Below are 17,288 nucleotides of genomic sequence, written 5' to 3'. Positions count from 1 at the left end.
GCGCGCCAGGCGCGCCTCCCCCTTTACATGCGCGCCAGGAGGCCGCCGTCGATCGCCAGCACATGCCCGTTGACGAACGAGGCGGCCGCGGAAGCCAGGAACACCACGGCCGGAGCGACATCCTGCGGGGTCGCCCAGCGGCCGGCCGGCACGGCCGAGGACAGGAAAGCCTGGAATTGGGGATTGTCCTGCAGGCCTTGCGTGAAGTCGGTTCGGACAAAGCCCGGTGCCAGCGCATTGCACGTGACCCCGCTTGCGCCATATTCGACCGCCAGCGCCCGCGTGAAAGCAGCGATAGCTCCTTTGGCGGTGGCGTAGGCGGCGATGTTCGGCATGGCGGCCTGTCCTGCCACCGAAGACATCAGCACGATGCGCCCGAAGCCGCGCTGCGTCATGCCGGGCAGCGCTGCGCGCGCGCAATTGAACGCGCCATTGACATGGACATTGTGTAGCGCCTGCCACTCGTCCGGCGACATCTCCACGACGGGCTTGCGGTTCTGATTCCCGGCATTGCTGACCAGCACATCGATGGGCAGGCCCTCGGCCTCGAGTTGCGTCAGCGCCTTGGCGACGCCCGAACCGTCGGCCACGTCGAAGGCCAGGCCGCGAGCCGCGATGCCCTCTTGAGCCAACCGCGCCGCCGACTCCTCGCAAGCCTGCGCACTCAGGTCGTTGATGACCACGCGCGCACCAGCCAGGCCGAGACCGCGCGCAATGGCGAACCCCAATCCGCGTGCTGCGCCCGTCACGAGCGCTACTCTCCCCCCGAGACCGAAGGTCTCGCTCAGGTAGTCATGCTTCAACTTTTGTCCCCTCGGTCATCGACGTCGACGGTTTGCCCCCGCGTTTCCGCTTCGGAGCAAGCCTGCACTGTGGCCATCCGCCCTTTAAGTAAGTCGCAATATATAAGACTATTTACAAACTCTCAATAGAGAGAATATTGTTGGATCTCCAACAAGAACCTGGAGGAGACACCATGGCTTTGGAAACACCCGGCTGCCCTGCCCTCGACGCGCTGCCTCCGCTGGCCTCGCGCTTCCTGAAAGTGGGCGAATTGCCCTGGAAACCCACGCAAGTGCCCGGCATCGACATGAAGGTGCTGATGCAGGACAAGGAGACGGGCCTGCTGACCGCATTGTTCCGCTGGCAGCCGGGGACCGAATTGCCGCTGCACGAACACGTGGAAGTGGAGCAGACCTTCGTACTCGAAGGCTCGATCGTCGACGCCGAGGGCGAGGTTTGTGCCGGCGACTATGTCTGGCGCCCCCGCGGTAACCGGCATGTCGCGCGTGCGCCGAATGGCGCCCTGGTGCTGAGCTTCTTCCTGAAGCCGAACCTGTTCATCGACGCATTCGCCGGCCAGACGCTGGAATAGGCACCCACGCGACCGGTCAGCATAGGCCGGCGCTCAAGCCAATCCCCGAGGAAACATGCCCATGCAATTCAAATACAAGAACGTCGTTGCCGCCTGCCTGCTCAGCACTCTGCCAATGGCGGCACACGCGCAAGTGTCCGACAATGTCGTCAAGATCGGCGTGCTCGGCGACCAGTCCGGCATGATGGCCGATCTATCCGGTCAGTTGGGCGTGGAAGCGGTCAAGATGGCGATCGAAGACTTCGGCGGCACCGTGCTCGGCGAGCCGATCGAAGTCGTCTCGGCCGATCACCAGAACAAGGTGGACGCCGGCTTGTCCATCGCGCGTCGCTGGTACGAGAACGAAAGCGTCGACATGATCCTGGACGTGCCGAACTCGGCCATCGCGCTGGCCGTTCAGGATCTGACGCGGCAGAAGAAACGCGTGGTGATATACACCAGCGCTGGCTCTGGTGAGTTGACGGGAAAAGCCTGTTCACCAAACGGCATCCACTGGACCTACGACACCTATGCCTATGCGACCGGTGTGGCCAGCGGCGTCACGGATGACGGCGGCAAGAGCTGGTTCTTCGTCACCTCGGACTACGCATTCGGTCATTCGCTCGAGCGCGACGCCTCGGCGGTGGTGAAGGCCAGGGGCGGCGAAGTGCTGGGCAGCGTCCGGCACCCGATCTCAACCTCCGACTTTTCGTCCTTCCTGCTGCAGGCTCAAGCCTCGAAAGCGCAGGTCATTGGTCTCGCCAATGGCAGCGGCGACACCATCAACAGCATCAAGCAAGCGTTTGAGTTCGGCATCATGGGCAGCAAGCAGCGGGTGGCCGCGCTGTTCATGAGCATCGTTGACGTGCGAAGCCTGGGCCTGGAGTATGCGCAAGGGCTGAATTTGGTGGAGCCGTTCTACTGGGACCAGGACGACAAGGCACGCCAATGGTCCGAACGTTTCTTCAAGCGCACCGGCCGCATGCCCTCGATGGTACAGGCCAGCAATTACGGCGCGACCATGCACTACCTGAACGCCATCAAGGCGGCCGGCACCGATGCATCCGAACCCGTATTGAAGAAGATGCATGAAACTCCTATCAATGATTTCATGACCGACAACGGCAGCATCCGCGCAGACGGCCGCGTCATGCGCGATCTTTATCTGTTCCAGGTCAAGAAGCCGGCCGAATCGAAACGCGACTGGGACTACTACAAGCTGGTACGCAAGATTCCCGCTGAGCAGGCATTTCGACCGCTCAACCAGGGCGGATGCCCGTTGGTGCAGCAATGAGCGGGGGTGCCACTGGCTTGCTGGCCGGCAAGCGCGCGGTGGTGACGGGCGGGGCCAACCCGCGCGGCATCGGCGCGGCGATCGTGGAGTTGTTCCTGGCGCAAGGCGCCAGCGTCGCCGCGTTGGACAGCGCCTACCCCGCTGCCCCGCAACCGGTCGCATTGGACCGGCGCGTCAACCTGCATTGCGATGTCGCGAGCATCGCGTCCTGCGATCAAGCCGTAGAGGCGGCGGCCTCCGCACTCGGCGGCATCGATGTCCTCGTGAACAATGCCGGCATCGTGGCCGCCACGCGCATCTGGGACATGCGCGACGATGAATTCCGCCGCATGATCGAGGTCAACCTCACCGGCACCTACAACATCACGCAAGCGGCGTTGCCGACATTGATGCAAAGCGAGCGCAGGCCCGCTATCGTCAATCTGGGATCCACTGCAGCCCTGCGGGGCGGCGGCCTGCTGGGCGGCTCGCATTACGCGGCTTCCAAGGGTGGCGTCATCAGCTTCACCAAAGCCCTGGCGCGAGAATTGGGACCACGCGGCATTCGCGCAAATTGTGTAGCGCCCGGCATCATCGAAACTGATATGACCCTCGGAAAATTCGGCGAGGATTGGGAGCGGGATCTGAAACAAGGCATTCCGCTGCAACGCTTCGGCTCGCCAACCGAAGTGGCGCAGGCCATCCTGTTCCTCGCATCCGATCTTTCTTCCTATTCAACCGGCATTGTGGTCGACGTCAACGGCGGCTTCCACATTCACTAGGCACGCCAACACACAATGAGCTCTCCAGATCGCATGCTGTCCATTCTGGACCTCTTCCGCGACGACACGACCGCCGTGTTTCAGGAAGATGTCATGGCGCATCTGGAGTGCTCCCGCGCGACTGCATACCGTTACCTGAAATCGCTGACCGAAAGCGGGCTGTTGACCCCGACTGCCGGCGGCGCCTACGTGCTGGGCTCGCGCATCATCGAACTTGACCGACATCTTCGTCAGCACGATCCCTTGATGCGCGCGGCACGCGATGTGATGCGCGCCATCGGCGACGAACTGCATGCCAACCTGATGCTTTGCAGCTATTACGGCGACAAGGTCATGTGCGTAGACCGCTACTGGCCCGACGCGTCCATCGAATCGAGTTACGCGCGTGGACGACCCTTTCCGATGTTTCGCGGAGCAACGGCGAAACCCATCCTGGCAAATCTGCCGCCCTATCAGTTGCGCAACCTGATGCTGTGGCATGCGGACGAGATCCGCAGTGCGGGGCTGGGCGAAAACTGGGATCAGTTCCGCGCCAACCTCAAGCGCCTGCGTGCCGCCGGCGCCTACGTCTCGCACGGCGAGGTCGATCGTGGGCTGCTGGGTATCGGAACAGCCATCTTCAGCCCCGAGCAGAAGGTTGTCGGCAGCCTGGTCTTCATCACGTCGGAGGCCCGCACACCGCCCGAGCGCTTGGCCCTGTTGCAGGCGCGTATCCAGAGCGCAGCCAAGCAGGTCTCTCAGAACCTGCACGCCCCGCGCGCGAATGCGCCTGCAATCGGCATCTTGCCGTCGCGGCCGCGCCGACTGAAATCGCCCACGAGCACAGCTGCTGCCGATGCGGCCGTCGCAAGGCTCTCGAAACGGCCATCAAGTCGGCGGCGTTAAAACGCTCCGCAAGCTCGGACGCTGTTCCGCCCCGACATGCCGATGCAGGTCCCCAATAAAACAGGGAGCGCAACTAATTTAGCGCCAAATCGGGTTCACAGCTTTGTTCTGGATGGTGGAGAAATGGCGCGCCCGGAACGATTCGAACGTCCGACCCTCAGATTCGTAGTCTGATGCTCTATCCAGCTGAGCTACGGGCGCGTGTTTCGCAAACAGCGAATGCGGGCGGGGCCCGCACGCATCTTCCGGGCGGAGCCGGAAGGGGTGCGAAAGAGCGCTTTGACTAACCGCTCTTGCCCCGGTTGGCAAGGTCTGCCTGGGCGGTATTTTGGAGCATTTCCGCCTCTGGCTCGTCATTCCGGGGCGCGACGAAGTCGCGAGCCCGGAATCCATAACCACGGGCCGGGGTTATGGATTTCGGGCCTGGCCCTTTGGGCCATCCCCATTGCGCAATGGGGAATGACGGGTTCACTCGGCCTCTGGCCGAGTCTTACGCCCTCGCCCGCTCGTTGCGGATCGAGAGGAGTTCCACGGGACGGTCGGGGATGACGATCCGGAAGGTGGCGCCGATGGTGCCTTCGACCAGGTGGATGTTGCCGCCATGGGCGCGGACGAGCTCTGCGGCGATCGCAAGGCCAAGGCCGCTGCCGCCGGGGCGCCCCGAGGTCTGGAACGCCTCGAACAGGTGCTCCCGGGTCCTTTCGGGAACGCCCGGACCGGTGTCGGAGACTTCCAGGATAGTGACTGCGCCTTCGCGCTTGCCGGTGATCCGGATCTGCTGCACGCCGCCGTCGCCGGACGAATGCGTCTCCAGCGCCTGGGCGGCGTTGCGCACGAGGTTGAGCAGCACCCGGAACAGCTGGTCGGGATCGGCATCGATCGCGAGCCCGCGCTCGATCGCGGCGACCCAGGCGATCGAGGCGTCATTGGCGAGACCTGCGGTCTCGCGCACCTCAAGCACCACCGGCTCGATCAGGATCATGCGGCGATCGGGCGCGGCCTCCTGGGCGCGGCCATAGGACAGCGTCGACTGGCAGAAGGCGATGGCGCGCTCGAGCGAGCGCACGAGCTTTGGCGCAAAGCGCTGCACCCGCGGATCGGGCACGCTGGCGAGCTGATCGGACAGGAGCTGCGCCGAGGCGAGCAGATTGCGCAGATCGTGGTTGATCTTGGAGACGGCAAGGCCGAGCGCCGCGAGCCGGCTCTTCTGATGCAGCATCGACATCAGGTCGCGCTGCATGTCCGACAGCTCGCGCTCGGCCACCCCGATCTCGTCGCCGCGCTGGCTCGGCACGATGATTCGCGCCGAACTCTCGGGATTCTCGTGGAAGCCGACAAGACTGGCCGTCAGCCGCCGCATCGGCCGCACGAACAGATAATGCAGCGCGAGATAGACGAGGCCCGCGGTCAGGACCGCGATGATCAGCGCCACCACCACGACATTGCGGGAGAAGCGGTACATCGACTGCCGCAGCGGCTGCTCGTCGGTGACGATTTCGATGAACTGGGCATTGCCGACGCCCGGGCCGACGATGCGGATGGCCTGGTTGCCGGTCTCCAGCATCATCTCGAAGGAGCCGGTGATCGCCTGCCACGCCGTCATGTCGCGCAGGTCGATGTCGTGCTCGATCGCCGCCGGCAGGTTGTCGCTGGCGAGCAGCCGGCGCTGCTGGCCCATCTTGATCGCGACCGCGCGCGCATTGATGCTTTTCAGGATCTGCCGCGACAGCGAATCGGGGACCATGCCGAGCGGCGCGGCGTCGAGCACGAGGGCAGCGGTATTGGCCGCGGCGACGCGGTCGTTCAGGCGGTTGACCCAGAAGTTGGCGATGGCCGGCACGTAGAGCAGGACGGCGGCGATCATCACCAGGGGAACGGTCAGCAGCAGCAGCTTGCCGGACAGGCCGAGCCGGCGCGGCTCACGCGGCCGCGGCGCCGGCTGGTCCGGCTGATCCATAGATCTATCTAAGCCTTGGGTCGGCTGGAGCTCTGTCGCTGCCACGAAATTCGCCCTCACTGCCTCGGCTGGTGAAGAATGCGGCCCGCTACCACCCCCGGTCAAATTACGGATCGCTAATCTCCCAAGGTGGGATGTAAGCCTGGAAGCCGCGAGTCGCTACCCACCGGTTAAAAACACCGTCGAAACAGCGATATTCACCTGATCTACGCCCTCCTGCGGCGTTGACGAAAACGGGACGCTCGCTTATAAGCCGCGCCGAATTGTCCGCGTTGACCCGGCTTGGTCGGGAGCGGCTCTTTTGGGGCCGAAAAGGGCCCATTCTGGGCCGCATCTTCCGGACTTTACCTTCAATTCTACAGGCAAATTGCCCGGTCAGCGGAGAACAACCCGTGAAGCGGACTTATCAACCCAGCAAACTGGTGCGCAAGCGCCGTCACGGCTTTCGTGCCCGCCTCGCCACCGCCGGCGGCCGCAAGGTTCTCGCCGCCCGCCGCGCCCGCGGCCGCAAGCGTCTGAGCGCCTGAGCCGGACCCTTTTGGGATTTCATCATGGAACGGCTAAGGCAGCGGGCGGATTTCCTCGCCGTTGCCAATGGCGCGCGGGCGAATGCCAGCGCGTTCGTCCTGCAAAGCCGTCGCCGTGATGACACCGGCCCGATCCGGGTCGGGTTTACCGTTACCAAAAAGAACGGCACCGCCACCGAGCGCAATCGCATCCGGCGCCGGCTTCGCGAATTGGTGAAGCGGCTCGATCCGGTGTCAATGCTCCCCCATCATGATTATGTGCTAGTCGGCCGAAGGGAGGCGCTCACGCGCGACTTCGCGACGATGCTCGACGACCTCCGCGCCGCGTTCAGGAAGCCCGCACGGCAGGCGCCCAAAGGACCGTCGAAGGGACGCGGCCCGAAGGTGGGCCCATCCCCCGCGACCATCCGCAAACCGGATTGATGACGAGACACAAGAGATGACCGACAACCGCAATACCATTCTCGCCGTCATTCTGTCCGGCTTGGTGCTGATCGCCTGGCAGTACTTCTACAATGTGCCGCAGATGGAGAAGCAGCGCGCCCAGCAGCAGACGCAGGCCGAGCTCCAGAAGAACGCGCCGCAGCCGACGGCCTCTCCGACGCCGGGTGCTACGCCGCAGTCCGGCAACGCACCGCAGCCCTCCACGGCACCGGGCGCGAGCCAGCAGGCGCAGCCGGTCGTCAGCCGCGACACCGCGCTTGCCGCGGCTCCCCGCGTGAAGATCGACACCCCGCGGCTTGCCGGCAGTATCTCGCTGAAGGGCGGCCGCATCGACGACCTTGCGCTGGTTCAATACCGCGAAACGGTCAATCCGAGCTCGCCGCCGATCATCCTCTATTCGCCCTCGGGCACGGCGGAGCCCTATTATGCCGAGTTCGGCTGGGTGGCCGCGACAGGCGTGACGGCGAAGATGCCGGACTCGACCACGACCTGGCAGCAGGACGGCAGCGGCAACCTCACGCCGTCGACGCCGGTGGTGCTGAAATGGGACAATGGCGAGGGCCTGACTTTCCGCCGCACCATCTCGGTCGACGACCACTATCTCTTCACGGTCAAGGACGAAGTGAGCAACGTCGGCAACGCGCCGGTCACGCTCTATCCGTTCGCGCTGATCTCGCGCCACGGCACGCCACAGGTCTCCGGCTACTACATCCTGCATGAAGGCCTGATCGGCTATCTCGGCGAGCACGGCCTGCAGGAATATGCCTACAAGAAGATCGACGAAGCCAAGCAGGTGAACTTCAAGGCGACCAACGGCTGGCTCGGCATGACCGACAAGTACTGGGCCTCCGCGCTGCTGCCGGACACCAATGCCCAGCTTCAGGCGCGCTTCTCGTCGAACCTCTCCGGCAATGTGCACACCTACCAGACCGACTATCTGCTCGATCCCGTCACCATCGCGATCGGCGGTACCGCGACGGCGAACGCACGGCTGTTTGCCGGCGCCAAGGAAGCCGGCGTGGTCGGCATCAACTTCCCGTTCGCCGGCCTCGGCGGCTACAACAAGGAGCTCGGCCTCAACCACTTCGATCTCCTGATCGACTGGGGCTGGTTCTACTTCATCACCAAGCCGATGTTCCTGGGGCTGGACTTCTTCTATCGCTTCTTCGGCAATTTCGGCATCTCGATCCTGCTCGTCACCGTGATCGTGAAGCTCCTGTTCTTCCCGCTGGCGAACAAGTCCTACGCCTCGATGGCGAAGATGAAGTCGATCCAGCCGCAGCTTCAGGCGCTCAAGGAACGCTTCCCCGACGACAAGGTGAAGCAGCAGCAGGAGATGATGGAGATCTACCGCAAGGAGAAGATCAATCCGGTCGCCGGCTGTCTTCCCGTGGTGATCCAGATCCCCGTGTTCTTCTCGCTCTACAAGGTGCTGTTCGTCACCATCGAGATGCGACACGCGCCGTTCTACGGCTGGATCAAGGACCTCTCGGCGCCCGATCCGACCAATCTGTTCACCCTGTTCGGGCTGATCCCGTTCGATCCGACCACGATCCCGGTGTTCGGCCATTATCTCGCACTCGGCATCTGGCCGATCATCATGGGCATCACGATGTGGTTCCAGATGAAGCTGAACCCGACGCCGCCGGATCCGACGCAGCAGATCATCTTCAACTGGATGCCGCTGATCTTCACCTTCATGCTGGCGGGCTTCCCGGCGGGCCTCGTGATCTACTGGGCCTGGAACAACACCCTCTCGGTGCTCCAGCAGAGCTTCATCATGCGCCGCAACGGCGTGAAGGTGGAGCTGTTCGACAATCTCAAGGCGACGTTCGCAAGGAAGGCGACGTAGGTTAGGGGTACTTCGAACCTCATCCTGAGGAGCGGCCGCAAGGCCGCGTCTCGAAGGATGGCCACGGGCACCGGGGCCTTCATGGTTCGAGACGGCGCTTGACGCGCCTCCTCACCATGAAGGACTGACACGGAGCCGTGGGCTTGAACGACAATACCGACGATAAGCTGATCGAAGCCGGGCGAAAGCTGTTCGCCCGCGACTGGCAGTTCATCTGGGCTTCGCCCTCGATTGCGACGCTGCCGCCGATGGCGGGACTGGAGATCGCCTTTGCCGGCCGCTCCAATGTCGGCAAGTCGAGCCTGATCAACGCGCTGACCGGCCGCAACAACCTTGCGCGCACCTCGCACACGCCGGGCCGGACGCAGGAGCTGATCTTCTTCGAAGTCCCCGGAAAGTCCGACCTGCGGCTGGTCGACATGCCCGGCTATGGCTATGCCAAGGCGCCCAAGACGCAGGTCGCGTCCTGGACCGACCTGATCCACAAATTCCTGCTGGGACGCGCCAGCCTCGCGCGCGTCTACGTGCTGATCGATGCGCGGCATGGCCTCAAGGAGGTCGACCTCGAGGTTCTGAAGACGCTCGACCGCTCGGCGGTCAGCTATCAGATCGTGCTGACCAAGGCCGACCAGGTGAAGGCCGCCGAGTTGCAATCGCGCATCGCCGAGACCGAAGCCGCCCTGACAAAACACCCGGCCGCTTTCCCCAACGTGCTTGCGACCTCCTCGCGCTCATCGACCGGTATGGCCGAGCTGCGTGCCGCAATGGCGCGGCTGCTGGACGAGCGGGGATCATGATGGCTGCATTCCGCCTGCTGATTGGGCTTGCCGGTTTGATGGGCGCCGCCGGCGTGGCGCTGGCGGCCGCCTCCAGTCACGGCACAGACGCGAGCCGGCTCGCCACCGCGAGCGCGATGCTGCTGTTTCATGCAACCGCCGTCCTCGCCGCCGTCGCCTTGCTCGCGCGCGGCCTTCTGCACGGCGGAATTGGCCTCATCGCCGCGTTCGGCTTCGTGATTGCGGCGACGCTGTTCGCGGGCGACCTGACGCTGCGCCAATATGCCGGCCATTCGCTGTTTCCCTACGCCGCGCCGACCGGCGGAACGCTGCTGATCTTGAGCTGGCTGGCCGTGAGCGTGGCGGCGGTGTGGCCGGGGAAATGACGCTCGTGCCCCGGACGCGGTGCGGCACCTGAAGCGCGTTTACGCGCGTCTTCGACGCGCTATGGTGACGCGCCGCGTCCGGGGCGCGAAGACCACTTTGCGCCCGCCCCGCCAATCGGATAGAACGCGGCCCGACAGTCCCGCCAGCGAGATCCGCCCCATGACCGACATCTCCCCGCTCGACCAGGCCCGCATCCTGTCCGAAGCGCTGCCGCACATGCAGCAGTACGACGAAGAAACCATCGTCATCAAATATGGCGGCCATGCCATGGGCGACGAGGAGACCGCGAAGAACTTTGCCCGCGACATCGTGCTGCTCGAGCAGACCGCGATCAATCCGGTGGTGGTGCATGGCGGCGGGCCGCAGATCGCGACCATGCTGAAGCGCCTCGGCATCGTCTCGGAATTCGCCGCGGGCCTGCGCATCACCGATGCCGCGACCATCGAGGTCGTCGAGATGGTGCTCGCCGGCTCGGTCAACAAGCAGATCGTCGGCTACATCAATGATGCCGGCGGCAAGGCGGTGGGACTCTCCGGCAAGGACGGCAACATGGTGAAGGCGTCCAAGACGACGCGCACCATGGTCGATCCGGACTCGCACATCGAGAAGGCGGTCGATCTCGGCTTCGTCGGCGACCCCGAGAAGGTCGACCTCACGCTGCTCAACCAGCTCATCGGCTACGAGCTGATCCCGGTGCTGGCGCCGCTTGCGACATCGCATGACGGCCAAACGCTGAACATCAACGGCGACACCTTCGCGGGTGCAATCGCCGGCGCGCTGAAGGCAAAGCGCCTCCTGCTGCTCACCGACGTGCCGGGCGTGCTCGACAAGTCGAAGAAGCTGATCCCGCAGCTCTCGGTGAAGGACGCGCGCAAACTGATCGCCGACGGCACCATTTCCGGCGGCATGATCCCGAAGGTCGAGACCTGCATCTACGCGCTCGAACAGGGCGTGGAGGGCGTCGTCATCATCGACGGCAAGATGCAGCACGCCGTGCTGCTCGAGCTCTTCACCAACCAGGGCACGGGCACGCTGATCCATAAGTGATGGAAGAGCGGACAAAGAAAGGCGTCATGGCCAGGCAAGAGCGCGAAGCGCGTCTTCGCTCAAATGTCCCGGCCATCCACGACCTTTCTCGCGGCACTGACGAGCGGAGAGCAAGGCCACGCCGCCGTTCCGCCCTGACCCGCTTCCTGATGACGCTGCCGGCGGCCGTCGTCTCGTTCGTCTTCTCCTCCGCACCGGCCATCGCCGACCTCAAGATCTGCAACCGCATGTCCTATGTGGTGGAGGCCGCGATCGGCATCGACGACAAGGCGGCGACCGCGACGCGAGGCTGGTTCCGGATCGATCCCGCCACCTGCCGTGTGGTGGTGCAGGGCACGCTCTCCGCCGATCGCATCCTGCTCAATGCCCGCGCGCTCGGCGTCTATGGCGCCTCGCCGATCCCACAGAACGGCAGCGACATGCTCTGCGTGGCGCAGGACAATTTCGTCATCGCCGCAGCGCGGCAATGCCGCAGCGGCCAGACCCAGGCCGCCTTTACCCAGATCACGCCGACCCAAGGCGATGACGGCAATTTCGTCGCTTATCTCGCCGAGGATTCCGAATATGACGACGAGCAGGCGCGGCTCGCCGGCATCCAGCGGCTGCTGGTGATCGCAGGCTATGATGCGGCGCCGATCGACGGCGTCGACGGGCCGAAGACGCAGGGAGCGCTTGCCGCCTTCCTGAAGAGCCGCGGGCTCTCGTCCGACATCGTGTCCTCGCCGAATCTGTTCAAGACCATGGTGGATGCCGTGCAGACGCCCTCGGCGAGCGGGCTGACCTGGTGCAACGACACGCCGCACAAGGTGATGGCGGCGGTTGCCACCGACGACGGCAAGGCAGTGACGAGCCGCGGCTGGTATCGCATCGATCCCGGCAAATGCCTGCACCCGGATGTGACCGGCCAGCCGAAGCAGATCTTCAGCTTCGCGGAAGCCGTCGATGGCGACAACCGCACCATCAAGCTGAAGGACCGGCCGCTGAACTGGGGTGGCGACAGGCAGCTCTGCACGCGCGAGAGCAAGTTCGAAACCAGCGAGCAGAACGATTGTCCGGCGCGCGGTTTTGCGGCGACGGGCTTTGGCCCCGTGGATATGTCGAGCGGCGGCAAGACGCTGCGCTTTGCGATGCCGTGATGTGATGGTGGTGACGCCACACATCCCATCGTCGTTGTGGCGAAAGCCAGGACGACGATCGAGGGCGGGGTCGCGGCCACGGTCAACGGATAGAGATTTGAGATGAAATCCCCCCGCACCTTCACCCACGTCAACACCTGGGTGTTCGACCTCGACAACACGCTGTATCCGCATCACGTCAACCTGTGGCAGCAGGTCGATGCGCGGATCGGGGAGTTCGTTTGCAGCTGGCTGAACGTCACGCCGGAAGAAGCGCGAAAACTTCAGAAGGACTATTACCGGCGCTTCGGCACCACGATGCGCGGCATGATGACCCTGCATGGCGTGCGTGCCGACGACTACCTCGCCTATGTCCACAAGATCGACCATTCGCCACTGGAGCCGAACCCCGCGCTCGGCGAAGCCATCGCGAAACTTCCCGGACGCAAGCTGATCCTGACCAACGGTTCTGTCGACCACGTCGATGCGGTGCTGGCGCGGCTCGGTCTGGCCACGCATTTCGACGCGGTGTTCGACATCATCGCGGCCGGGTTCGAGCCCAAGCCGGCGCCGCAGACCTACGAAAAATTCCTCGCCGACCATGCGGTCGATCCGACCCGCGCCGCGATGTTCGAGGACCTCGCCCGCAACCTCACCGTCCCGCACGAACTCGGCATGACCACCGTCCTGGTGGTGCCGGACGGCACGCAGGAGGTGGTGCGCGAGGACTGGGAACTGGAAGGGCGGGATGCCGCCCATGTCGACCACGTCACGGATGATCTGGCTGGGTTTTTGGCGAAGCTGTCGCGTTGACGCCGTAGCGGCGGTGAAGCCCCAATGAGGCGTCATACCCCGCGACCCGGCTTCGCCGGGGCTTACGCTCTTGGGACGCCGAAGCTTTAGCGTAGGCGGCAAGCGGGGTATCCAGTAATCACTGCTATCTCGATTCATCACAACCGCCGCGGCGTACTGGATCACCCGCTTTCGCGGGTGATGACGGCGAACCCAAGCTTGACTCCTCTCCTCCAAATCCCGAAAAAGCCCCCCAATCCATCACAAATCCTGCCCTTCTGAGAGGAAATTCCGATGTCCCTCCAAGCCCTCGAATCCACCATCAACAGCGCTTTCGACGCGCGCGACGGCATCTCGACCTCGACCAAGGGCGAGGTCCGTGAGGCCGTGGATCAGGCGCTGGAGATCCTGGACAAGGGCGAGGCGCGCGTCGCCGAGCGCGGGGCTGACGGCAAGTGGAAGGTCAATCAATGGCTGAAGAAGGCCGTGCTGCTCTCCTTCCGCCTCAACGACATGGGCGTCATTCCCGGCGGTCCGAGCAAGGCCAATTGGTGGGACAAGGTGCCCTCGAAGTTCGAGGGCTGGGGCGAGAACCGTTTTCGCGACGCCGGTTTTCGCGCGGTGCCGGGAGCGGTCGTCCGCCGCTCGGCCTTCATCGCCAAGAACGTCGTGCTGATGCCTTCCTTCGTCAATCTCGGTGCTTATGTCGATGAGAGCACCATGGTCGACACCTGGGCCACGGTCGGCTCCTGCGCCCAGATCGGCAAGCGCGTGCATATCTCCGGCGGCGCCGGCATCGGCGGCGTGCTCGAGCCGCTGCAGGCCGAGCCTGTCATCGTCGAGGACGATTGCTTCATCGGCGCGCGCTCGGAGGTCGCCGAAGGCGTGATCGTGCGCAAGGGCGCGGTGCTGGCGATGGGCGTGTTCCTGGGCGCCTCGACCAAGATCGTCGACCGCGAGACCGGCGAAACATTCATCGGCGAAGTGCCGGAATATTCGGTGGTCGTGCCCGGCGCCTTGCCCGGCAAGCCCATGAAGAACGGCCAGATCGGTCCCAGCACTGCCTGCGCGGTCATCGTCAAACGCGTCGACGAGCGCACCCGCGCCAAGACCAGCATCAACGAGCTGCTGCGGGATTAAGACTCTCTCCTCTCCCTCTCCGCGCCCTTCGCGGGGAGAGGGTTGGGGTGAGGCGCTGCTTCCGCAAAGACGGTGACTATTGCCCTCGCGGAGAGCCCCCTCACCCGGTCGCTTCGCGACCGACCTCTCCCCGCAAGCGGGGCGAGGTGACCCGCGGCCCCAGCCCGCTCAATCGAACCCTCCCTCCTTCCATCGCGACCAATCACCGGGCGGCCTCGACCGCCCGGAGCCTTTGGTATGGACTGGACCTGGTACCTCTTCCGCTTCGACGGCCGCATCAACCGCGCGCTGCTGTGGCAGGCGCTGCTGACCGTCGCGCTGCTGGCGGCCCTGCTGGAGATCATCAGTCAGGCCATCGGGGTCCTTGAAGGGACCAGATCCTTCTCCACCAGCTTCGAGTTCGACTTCGACTTCGGCCTCGACGATCTCTTCAAGATGGTCGATCCCCGGGCCTATCGTCATCTGGCATCCGCCAACCGCGCGCCCCTCATCCTGAGAGCGTTCGGCACCTCGCTATTCCTGTGGATCTACCTTGCGACCGCGATCAAGCGGCTGCACGACCGCGACAGGACCGGCTGGTGGATCATTCCGTTCTTCGTCGTGCCCGGCCTGTTCAGCCAGTTCTCGGACTTGCTGCCCAAGTCGAACTGGATGCTTCCCTTCAGCCTGGCAGCCTCCATCCTGTGGCTGTGGGGCACCATCGAGATGTTCTTCGTACCCGGCAGCGCCGGCGACAACAGGTTCGGTCTCGATCCGCTGGCCGAATTCGAGGACGGCTCCGCCTCGTCCTCTGCGAAAAGCTGGGACCAGCAGAGCGAGGTCGAATTTGTCCCGCCCAACGCTAGCCCGCCCGGCGGCATGCATGTTAAGCGGAGCACATGACCGATGCTCTCTCGATTGCCCGCGATCTCATCCGCTGCCCCTCGGTAACCCCGGCCGACGCCGGTGCGCTGGGAGTGCTTGAAAAAGCGCTTAACCTGGCCGGCTTCACCTGCCACCGTGTCACCTTCTCAGAGCCCGGCACGGCCGACGTCGACAATCTCTACGCACGGATCGGCACTGAAGCGCCGCACATCACCTTCGCCGGCCACACCGACGTGGTGCCGCCCGGCGACGAAAGCGCCTGGAGCGTCGGCGCGTTCTCCGGCGAGGTGAAGGACGGTTTCCTGCACGGCCGCGGCGCGGTCGACATGAAGGGCGGTATCGCCTGCTCCGTCGCCGCTGTGCTGGAGCATCTCGCCGCGCAGGGCGGCAAGCCGCGCGCCGACGGAAAAGGTTCGATCTCGTTCCTGATCACCGGCGACGAGGAAGACGTCTCCATCAACGGCACGATCAAGCTTTTGAAGTGGGCAGCCGAGCGCGGCGAGACATTCGATCACTGCGTGCTCGGCGAACCCTCCAATGTCGAGGTGCTCGGCGACACCATCAAGGTCGGCCGCCGCGGCTCGCAATCCGGCACGCTTTACGTCGACGGAGTGCAGGGCCACGTCGCCTATCCGCATCGCGCAGCCAATCCGGTGCCGGATATCTCGCGGCTGATCGTTGCGATCTCCGACGAGCCGCTGGACCATGGCAGCGCGCAGTTCCAGGCTTCCAATCTCGAATTCACCTCGGTCGATGTTGGCAACAGCGCCTACAACGTCATCCCCGGCCAGGCCCGCGCAAAATTCAACATCCGCTACAACGACAACCACACGCAGGCGAGCCTGCGCGAGCTGGTCGAGTCGCGCTTGGCAAAAGCCTGCGGCAACCGCATCCGCGCCCGCATCGTCTGGGAGCCATCAAACTCCAACGTGTTCGTGACCAAGCCCGGTCCGTTCACCGATCTCGCGGTTTCCGCGATCGAGGAGGTGACGGGCCGCAAGCCGGAGCTGTCGACCAGCGGCGGCACATCGGATGCGCGATTCATCTCGAGCCATTGCCCGGTCATCGAGTTCGGCCTGGTCGGCCAGACCATGCACCAGGTCGACGAGCGCGTGCCGGTGGTGGATCTGGAGAAGCTGACCAAGGTGTATCGCGGGATTCTTGCGCGGTATTTTGGATGACGCTCCTCCCTCTCCCCGTTCTTACGGGGAGAGGGTTGGGGTGAGGGGCTGCTTCCGCAAACACGGTACGAGTTGGACTCGTGGAGAGTCCCCCTCACCCGCCGCGCTCCGACGATGCTTCGCATCGCTCGAAGCGCGTCGGCCTCTCCCCGCAAGCGAGGAGAGGCGAAGGGTCAATAATCCACCCGCACCAGATACAGCCCCTCCGGCGGGGCGACGATGCCGCAGGCGGCGCGGTTGCGCGCGGCAAGCGCTGCGGAGAGATCGTCGGCGGTCCAGCGGCCTTCGCCAACCCAAACGAGCGAACCGACCATCGAACGCACCTGGCTGTGCAGGAAGGAGCGTGCGGAAGTGAGGATCGTCACCTCGCGGCCGTCGCGCAGCACATCGAGCTGATCGAGCGTCTTCTCCGGCGATTTGGCCTGACATTCGGTGTCGCGGAATGTCGTGAAATCGTGCTTGCCGATCAGGCGCTGTGCGGCCACATGCATCGCAGCGGTGTCGAGCCGGCGCGGCACGCGCCAGGCGTGGCCGACGTCGAGCGCGAGATTGGCGCGGGTATTGACGATGCGGTAGCGGTAGTGGCGCTTGATGGCGGAGAAGCGCGCCTCGAAGGTTTCGCCGACGATCTCGGCATCGAGCACCGCCACCGGATCCGGGCGCAGATGCGCGTTGAGCCCATCGCGGAAGCGATCCGGCGCGAACTGCTTCTCGATATCGACATGCGCGACCTGGCCGAGCGCGTGCACGCCGGCATCGGTGCGGCCGGCGCCGTGCACCCGCACATCCGCGCCGGTCATCGCCTTCACGGCTCTCTCGAGCGCGCCCTGCACCGAGGGCAGCGTCTCCTGCACCTGCCAGCCGCAGAACGGCGCGCCGTCATATTCGATGGTGAGCTTGTAGCGGGGCATC

General features: G+C 64.5%; 18 protein-coding genes and 1 tRNA gene. 15 read left to right on the top strand and 4 right to left on the bottom strand.

The genetic code is table 11. From position 1 onward, the window contains the following. Window positions 1-23: 23 nt before the first annotated feature. The gene (locus K289_RS0114280) at window positions 24-803 is read right to left on the bottom strand and encodes an SDR family NAD(P)-dependent oxidoreductase (protein WP_027552148.1); all 780 of its coding nucleotides are present in this window, start codon (window positions 801-803) and stop codon (window positions 24-26) included. 173 nt (window positions 804-976) lie between these two features. On the opposite strand from K289_RS0114280, the gene K289_RS0114275 reads away from it, so the two are divergent. Genes K289_RS0114275 through K289_RS0114260 form a run of 4 tightly spaced genes read left to right on the top strand, consistent with a single transcriptional unit; the run spans window position 977 to window position 4,294 of the window. Next, the gene (locus K289_RS0114275; protein WP_027552147.1) at window positions 977-1,375 is read left to right on the top strand and encodes a cupin domain-containing protein; all 399 of its coding nucleotides are present in this window, start codon (window positions 977-979) and stop codon (window positions 1,373-1,375) included. Between the two features lie 55 nt (window positions 1,376-1,430). After that, window positions 1,431-2,648 (top strand): ABC transporter substrate-binding protein, encoded by a 1,218-nt coding sequence (locus K289_RS0114270; RefSeq protein WP_371260812.1) that lies wholly within the window; start codon window positions 1,431-1,433, stop codon window positions 2,646-2,648. 17 nt (window positions 2,649-2,665) lie between these two features. After that, entirely contained in the window at window positions 2,666-3,409 is a 744-nt protein-coding gene (locus tag K289_RS0114265; RefSeq protein ID WP_198024701.1) for an SDR family NAD(P)-dependent oxidoreductase, read from the top strand. Window positions 3,410-3,442: 33 nt separating this feature from the next. Then, window positions 3,443-4,294 (top strand): IclR family transcriptional regulator, encoded by an 852-nt coding sequence (locus K289_RS0114260; protein ID WP_027552144.1) that lies wholly within the window; start codon window positions 3,443-3,445, stop codon window positions 4,292-4,294. Window positions 4,295-4,418: 124 nt separating this feature from the next. Here the strand turns inward: K289_RS0114260 and K289_RS0114255 are convergent. Both K289_RS0114255 and K289_RS0114250 read right to left on the bottom strand, forming a co-directional pair. Further along, a tRNA-Arg gene (locus tag K289_RS0114255) sits at window positions 4,419-4,495 on the bottom strand. Between the two features lie 289 nt (window positions 4,496-4,784). Then, a complete protein-coding gene (locus K289_RS0114250; protein ID WP_051310570.1) occupies window positions 4,785-6,251 on the bottom strand; it encodes an ATP-binding protein in 1,467 nt (488 codons plus the stop codon). 392 nt (window positions 6,252-6,643) lie between these two features. Between K289_RS0114250 and rpmH the strand changes: the two genes are divergently transcribed. The 11 genes from rpmH (at window position 6,644) to dapE (ending at window position 16,376) form a co-directional block, all read left to right on the top strand. Beyond that, window positions 6,644-6,778, top strand: coding sequence for a 50S ribosomal protein L34 (rpmH, locus tag K289_RS0114245; RefSeq protein ID WP_008542748.1), 135 nt, complete (start codon window positions 6,644-6,646; stop codon window positions 6,776-6,778). Between the two features lie 24 nt (window positions 6,779-6,802). After that, a complete protein-coding gene (gene rnpA, locus K289_RS0114240; protein WP_027552142.1) occupies window positions 6,803-7,201 on the top strand; it encodes a ribonuclease P protein component in 399 nt (132 codons plus the stop codon). A gap of 16 nt (window positions 7,202-7,217) precedes the next feature. Continuing rightward, window positions 7,218-9,074 carry a membrane protein insertase YidC gene (gene yidC / locus K289_RS0114235; RefSeq protein WP_027552141.1) on the top strand — a complete coding sequence of 619 codons (1,857 nt, stop codon included), beginning with the start codon at window positions 7,218-7,220 and terminating at the stop codon, window positions 9,072-9,074. A gap of 143 nt (window positions 9,075-9,217) precedes the next feature. Further along, entirely contained in the window at window positions 9,218-9,871 is a 654-nt protein-coding gene (gene yihA / locus K289_RS0114230) for a ribosome biogenesis GTP-binding protein YihA/YsxC (protein ID WP_027552140.1), read from the top strand. Continuing rightward, entirely contained in the window at window positions 9,871-10,236 is a 366-nt protein-coding gene (locus tag K289_RS0114225; protein ID WP_371260816.1) for a DUF423 domain-containing protein, read from the top strand. The genes yihA and K289_RS0114225 overlap by 1 nt, the downstream gene beginning before the upstream one ends. Window positions 10,237-10,396: 160 nt before the next feature. Beyond that, window positions 10,397-11,284, top strand: coding sequence for an acetylglutamate kinase (gene argB / locus K289_RS0114220; RefSeq protein WP_027552138.1), 888 nt, complete (start codon window positions 10,397-10,399; stop codon window positions 11,282-11,284). Between the two features lie 149 nt (window positions 11,285-11,433). Continuing rightward, window positions 11,434-12,420 carry a DUF1036 domain-containing protein gene (locus tag K289_RS0114215; protein WP_027552137.1) on the top strand — a complete coding sequence of 329 codons (987 nt, stop codon included), beginning with the start codon at window positions 11,434-11,436 and terminating at the stop codon, window positions 12,418-12,420. A gap of 102 nt (window positions 12,421-12,522) precedes the next feature. Then, window positions 12,523-13,212, top strand: coding sequence for a pyrimidine 5'-nucleotidase (locus K289_RS0114210; protein WP_027552136.1), 690 nt, complete (start codon window positions 12,523-12,525; stop codon window positions 13,210-13,212). Window positions 13,213-13,485: 273 nt separating this feature from the next. After that, complete coding sequence (dapD, locus tag K289_RS0114205) at window positions 13,486-14,331, top strand: 2,3,4,5-tetrahydropyridine-2,6-dicarboxylate N-succinyltransferase (RefSeq protein ID WP_027552135.1); 846 nt, start codon at window positions 13,486-13,488, stop codon at window positions 14,329-14,331. A 237-nt stretch (window positions 14,332-14,568) separates the two neighbouring features. After that, complete coding sequence (locus tag K289_RS0114200) at window positions 14,569-15,213, top strand: DUF805 domain-containing protein (protein WP_027552134.1); 645 nt, start codon at window positions 14,569-14,571, stop codon at window positions 15,211-15,213. Beyond that, window positions 15,210-16,376, top strand: coding sequence for a succinyl-diaminopimelate desuccinylase (dapE, locus tag K289_RS0114195; RefSeq protein ID WP_027552133.1), 1,167 nt, complete (start codon window positions 15,210-15,212; stop codon window positions 16,374-16,376). The genes K289_RS0114200 and dapE overlap by 4 nt, the downstream gene beginning before the upstream one ends. A 173-nt stretch (window positions 16,377-16,549) precedes the next feature. On the opposite strand, the gene truA is transcribed toward dapE, so the two are convergent. Then, window positions 16,550-17,287 carry a tRNA pseudouridine(38-40) synthase TruA gene (gene truA, locus K289_RS0114190; protein WP_027552132.1) on the bottom strand — a complete coding sequence of 246 codons (738 nt, stop codon included), beginning with the start codon at window positions 17,285-17,287 and terminating at the stop codon, window positions 16,550-16,552. Between the last annotated feature and the right edge of the window lies 1 nt (window position 17,288).

The sequence above is a fragment of the Bradyrhizobium sp. Cp5.3 genome (genome assembly GCF_000426265.1).
Lineage (GTDB): Bacteria > Pseudomonadota > Alphaproteobacteria > Rhizobiales > Xanthobacteraceae > Bradyrhizobium > Bradyrhizobium neotropicale.
This window is presented reverse-complemented; position numbering and strand designations above follow the sequence as displayed.

Coding starts and splice junctions, on each gene's coding strand:
- K289_RS0114225 (WP_371260816.1), top strand. CDS start 9,871: ATGGCTGCATTCCGCCTGCTGATTGGGCTTGCCGGTTTGATGGGCGCC.
- K289_RS0114210 (WP_027552136.1), top strand. CDS start 12,523: ATGAAATCCCCCCGCACCTTCACCCACGTCAACACCTGGGTGTTCGAC.
- K289_RS0114260 (WP_027552144.1), top strand. CDS start 3,443: ATGCTGTCCATTCTGGACCTCTTCCGCGACGACACGACCGCCGTGTTT.
- K289_RS0114275 (WP_027552147.1), top strand. CDS start 977: ATGGCTTTGGAAACACCCGGCTGCCCTGCCCTCGACGCGCTGCCTCCG.
- K289_RS0114215 (WP_027552137.1), top strand. CDS start 11,434: ATGACGCTGCCGGCGGCCGTCGTCTCGTTCGTCTTCTCCTCCGCACCG.
- yidC (WP_027552141.1), top strand. CDS start 7,218: ATGACCGACAACCGCAATACCATTCTCGCCGTCATTCTGTCCGGCTTG.
- truA (WP_027552132.1), bottom strand. CDS start 17,287: ATGCCCCGCTACAAGCTCACCATCGAATATGACGGCGCGCCGTTCTGC.
- dapD (WP_027552135.1), top strand. CDS start 13,486: ATGTCCCTCCAAGCCCTCGAATCCACCATCAACAGCGCTTTCGACGCG.
- argB (WP_027552138.1), top strand. CDS start 10,397: ATGACCGACATCTCCCCGCTCGACCAGGCCCGCATCCTGTCCGAAGCG.
- K289_RS0114250 (WP_051310570.1), bottom strand. CDS start 6,251: ATGGATCAGCCGGACCAGCCGGCGCCGCGGCCGCGTGAGCCGCGCCGG.
- dapE (WP_027552133.1), top strand. CDS start 15,210: ATGACCGATGCTCTCTCGATTGCCCGCGATCTCATCCGCTGCCCCTCG.
- rnpA (WP_027552142.1), top strand. CDS start 6,803: ATGGAACGGCTAAGGCAGCGGGCGGATTTCCTCGCCGTTGCCAATGGC.
- K289_RS0114200 (WP_027552134.1), top strand. CDS start 14,569: ATGGACTGGACCTGGTACCTCTTCCGCTTCGACGGCCGCATCAACCGC.
- K289_RS0114270 (WP_371260812.1), top strand. CDS start 1,431: ATGCCCATGCAATTCAAATACAAGAACGTCGTTGCCGCCTGCCTGCTC.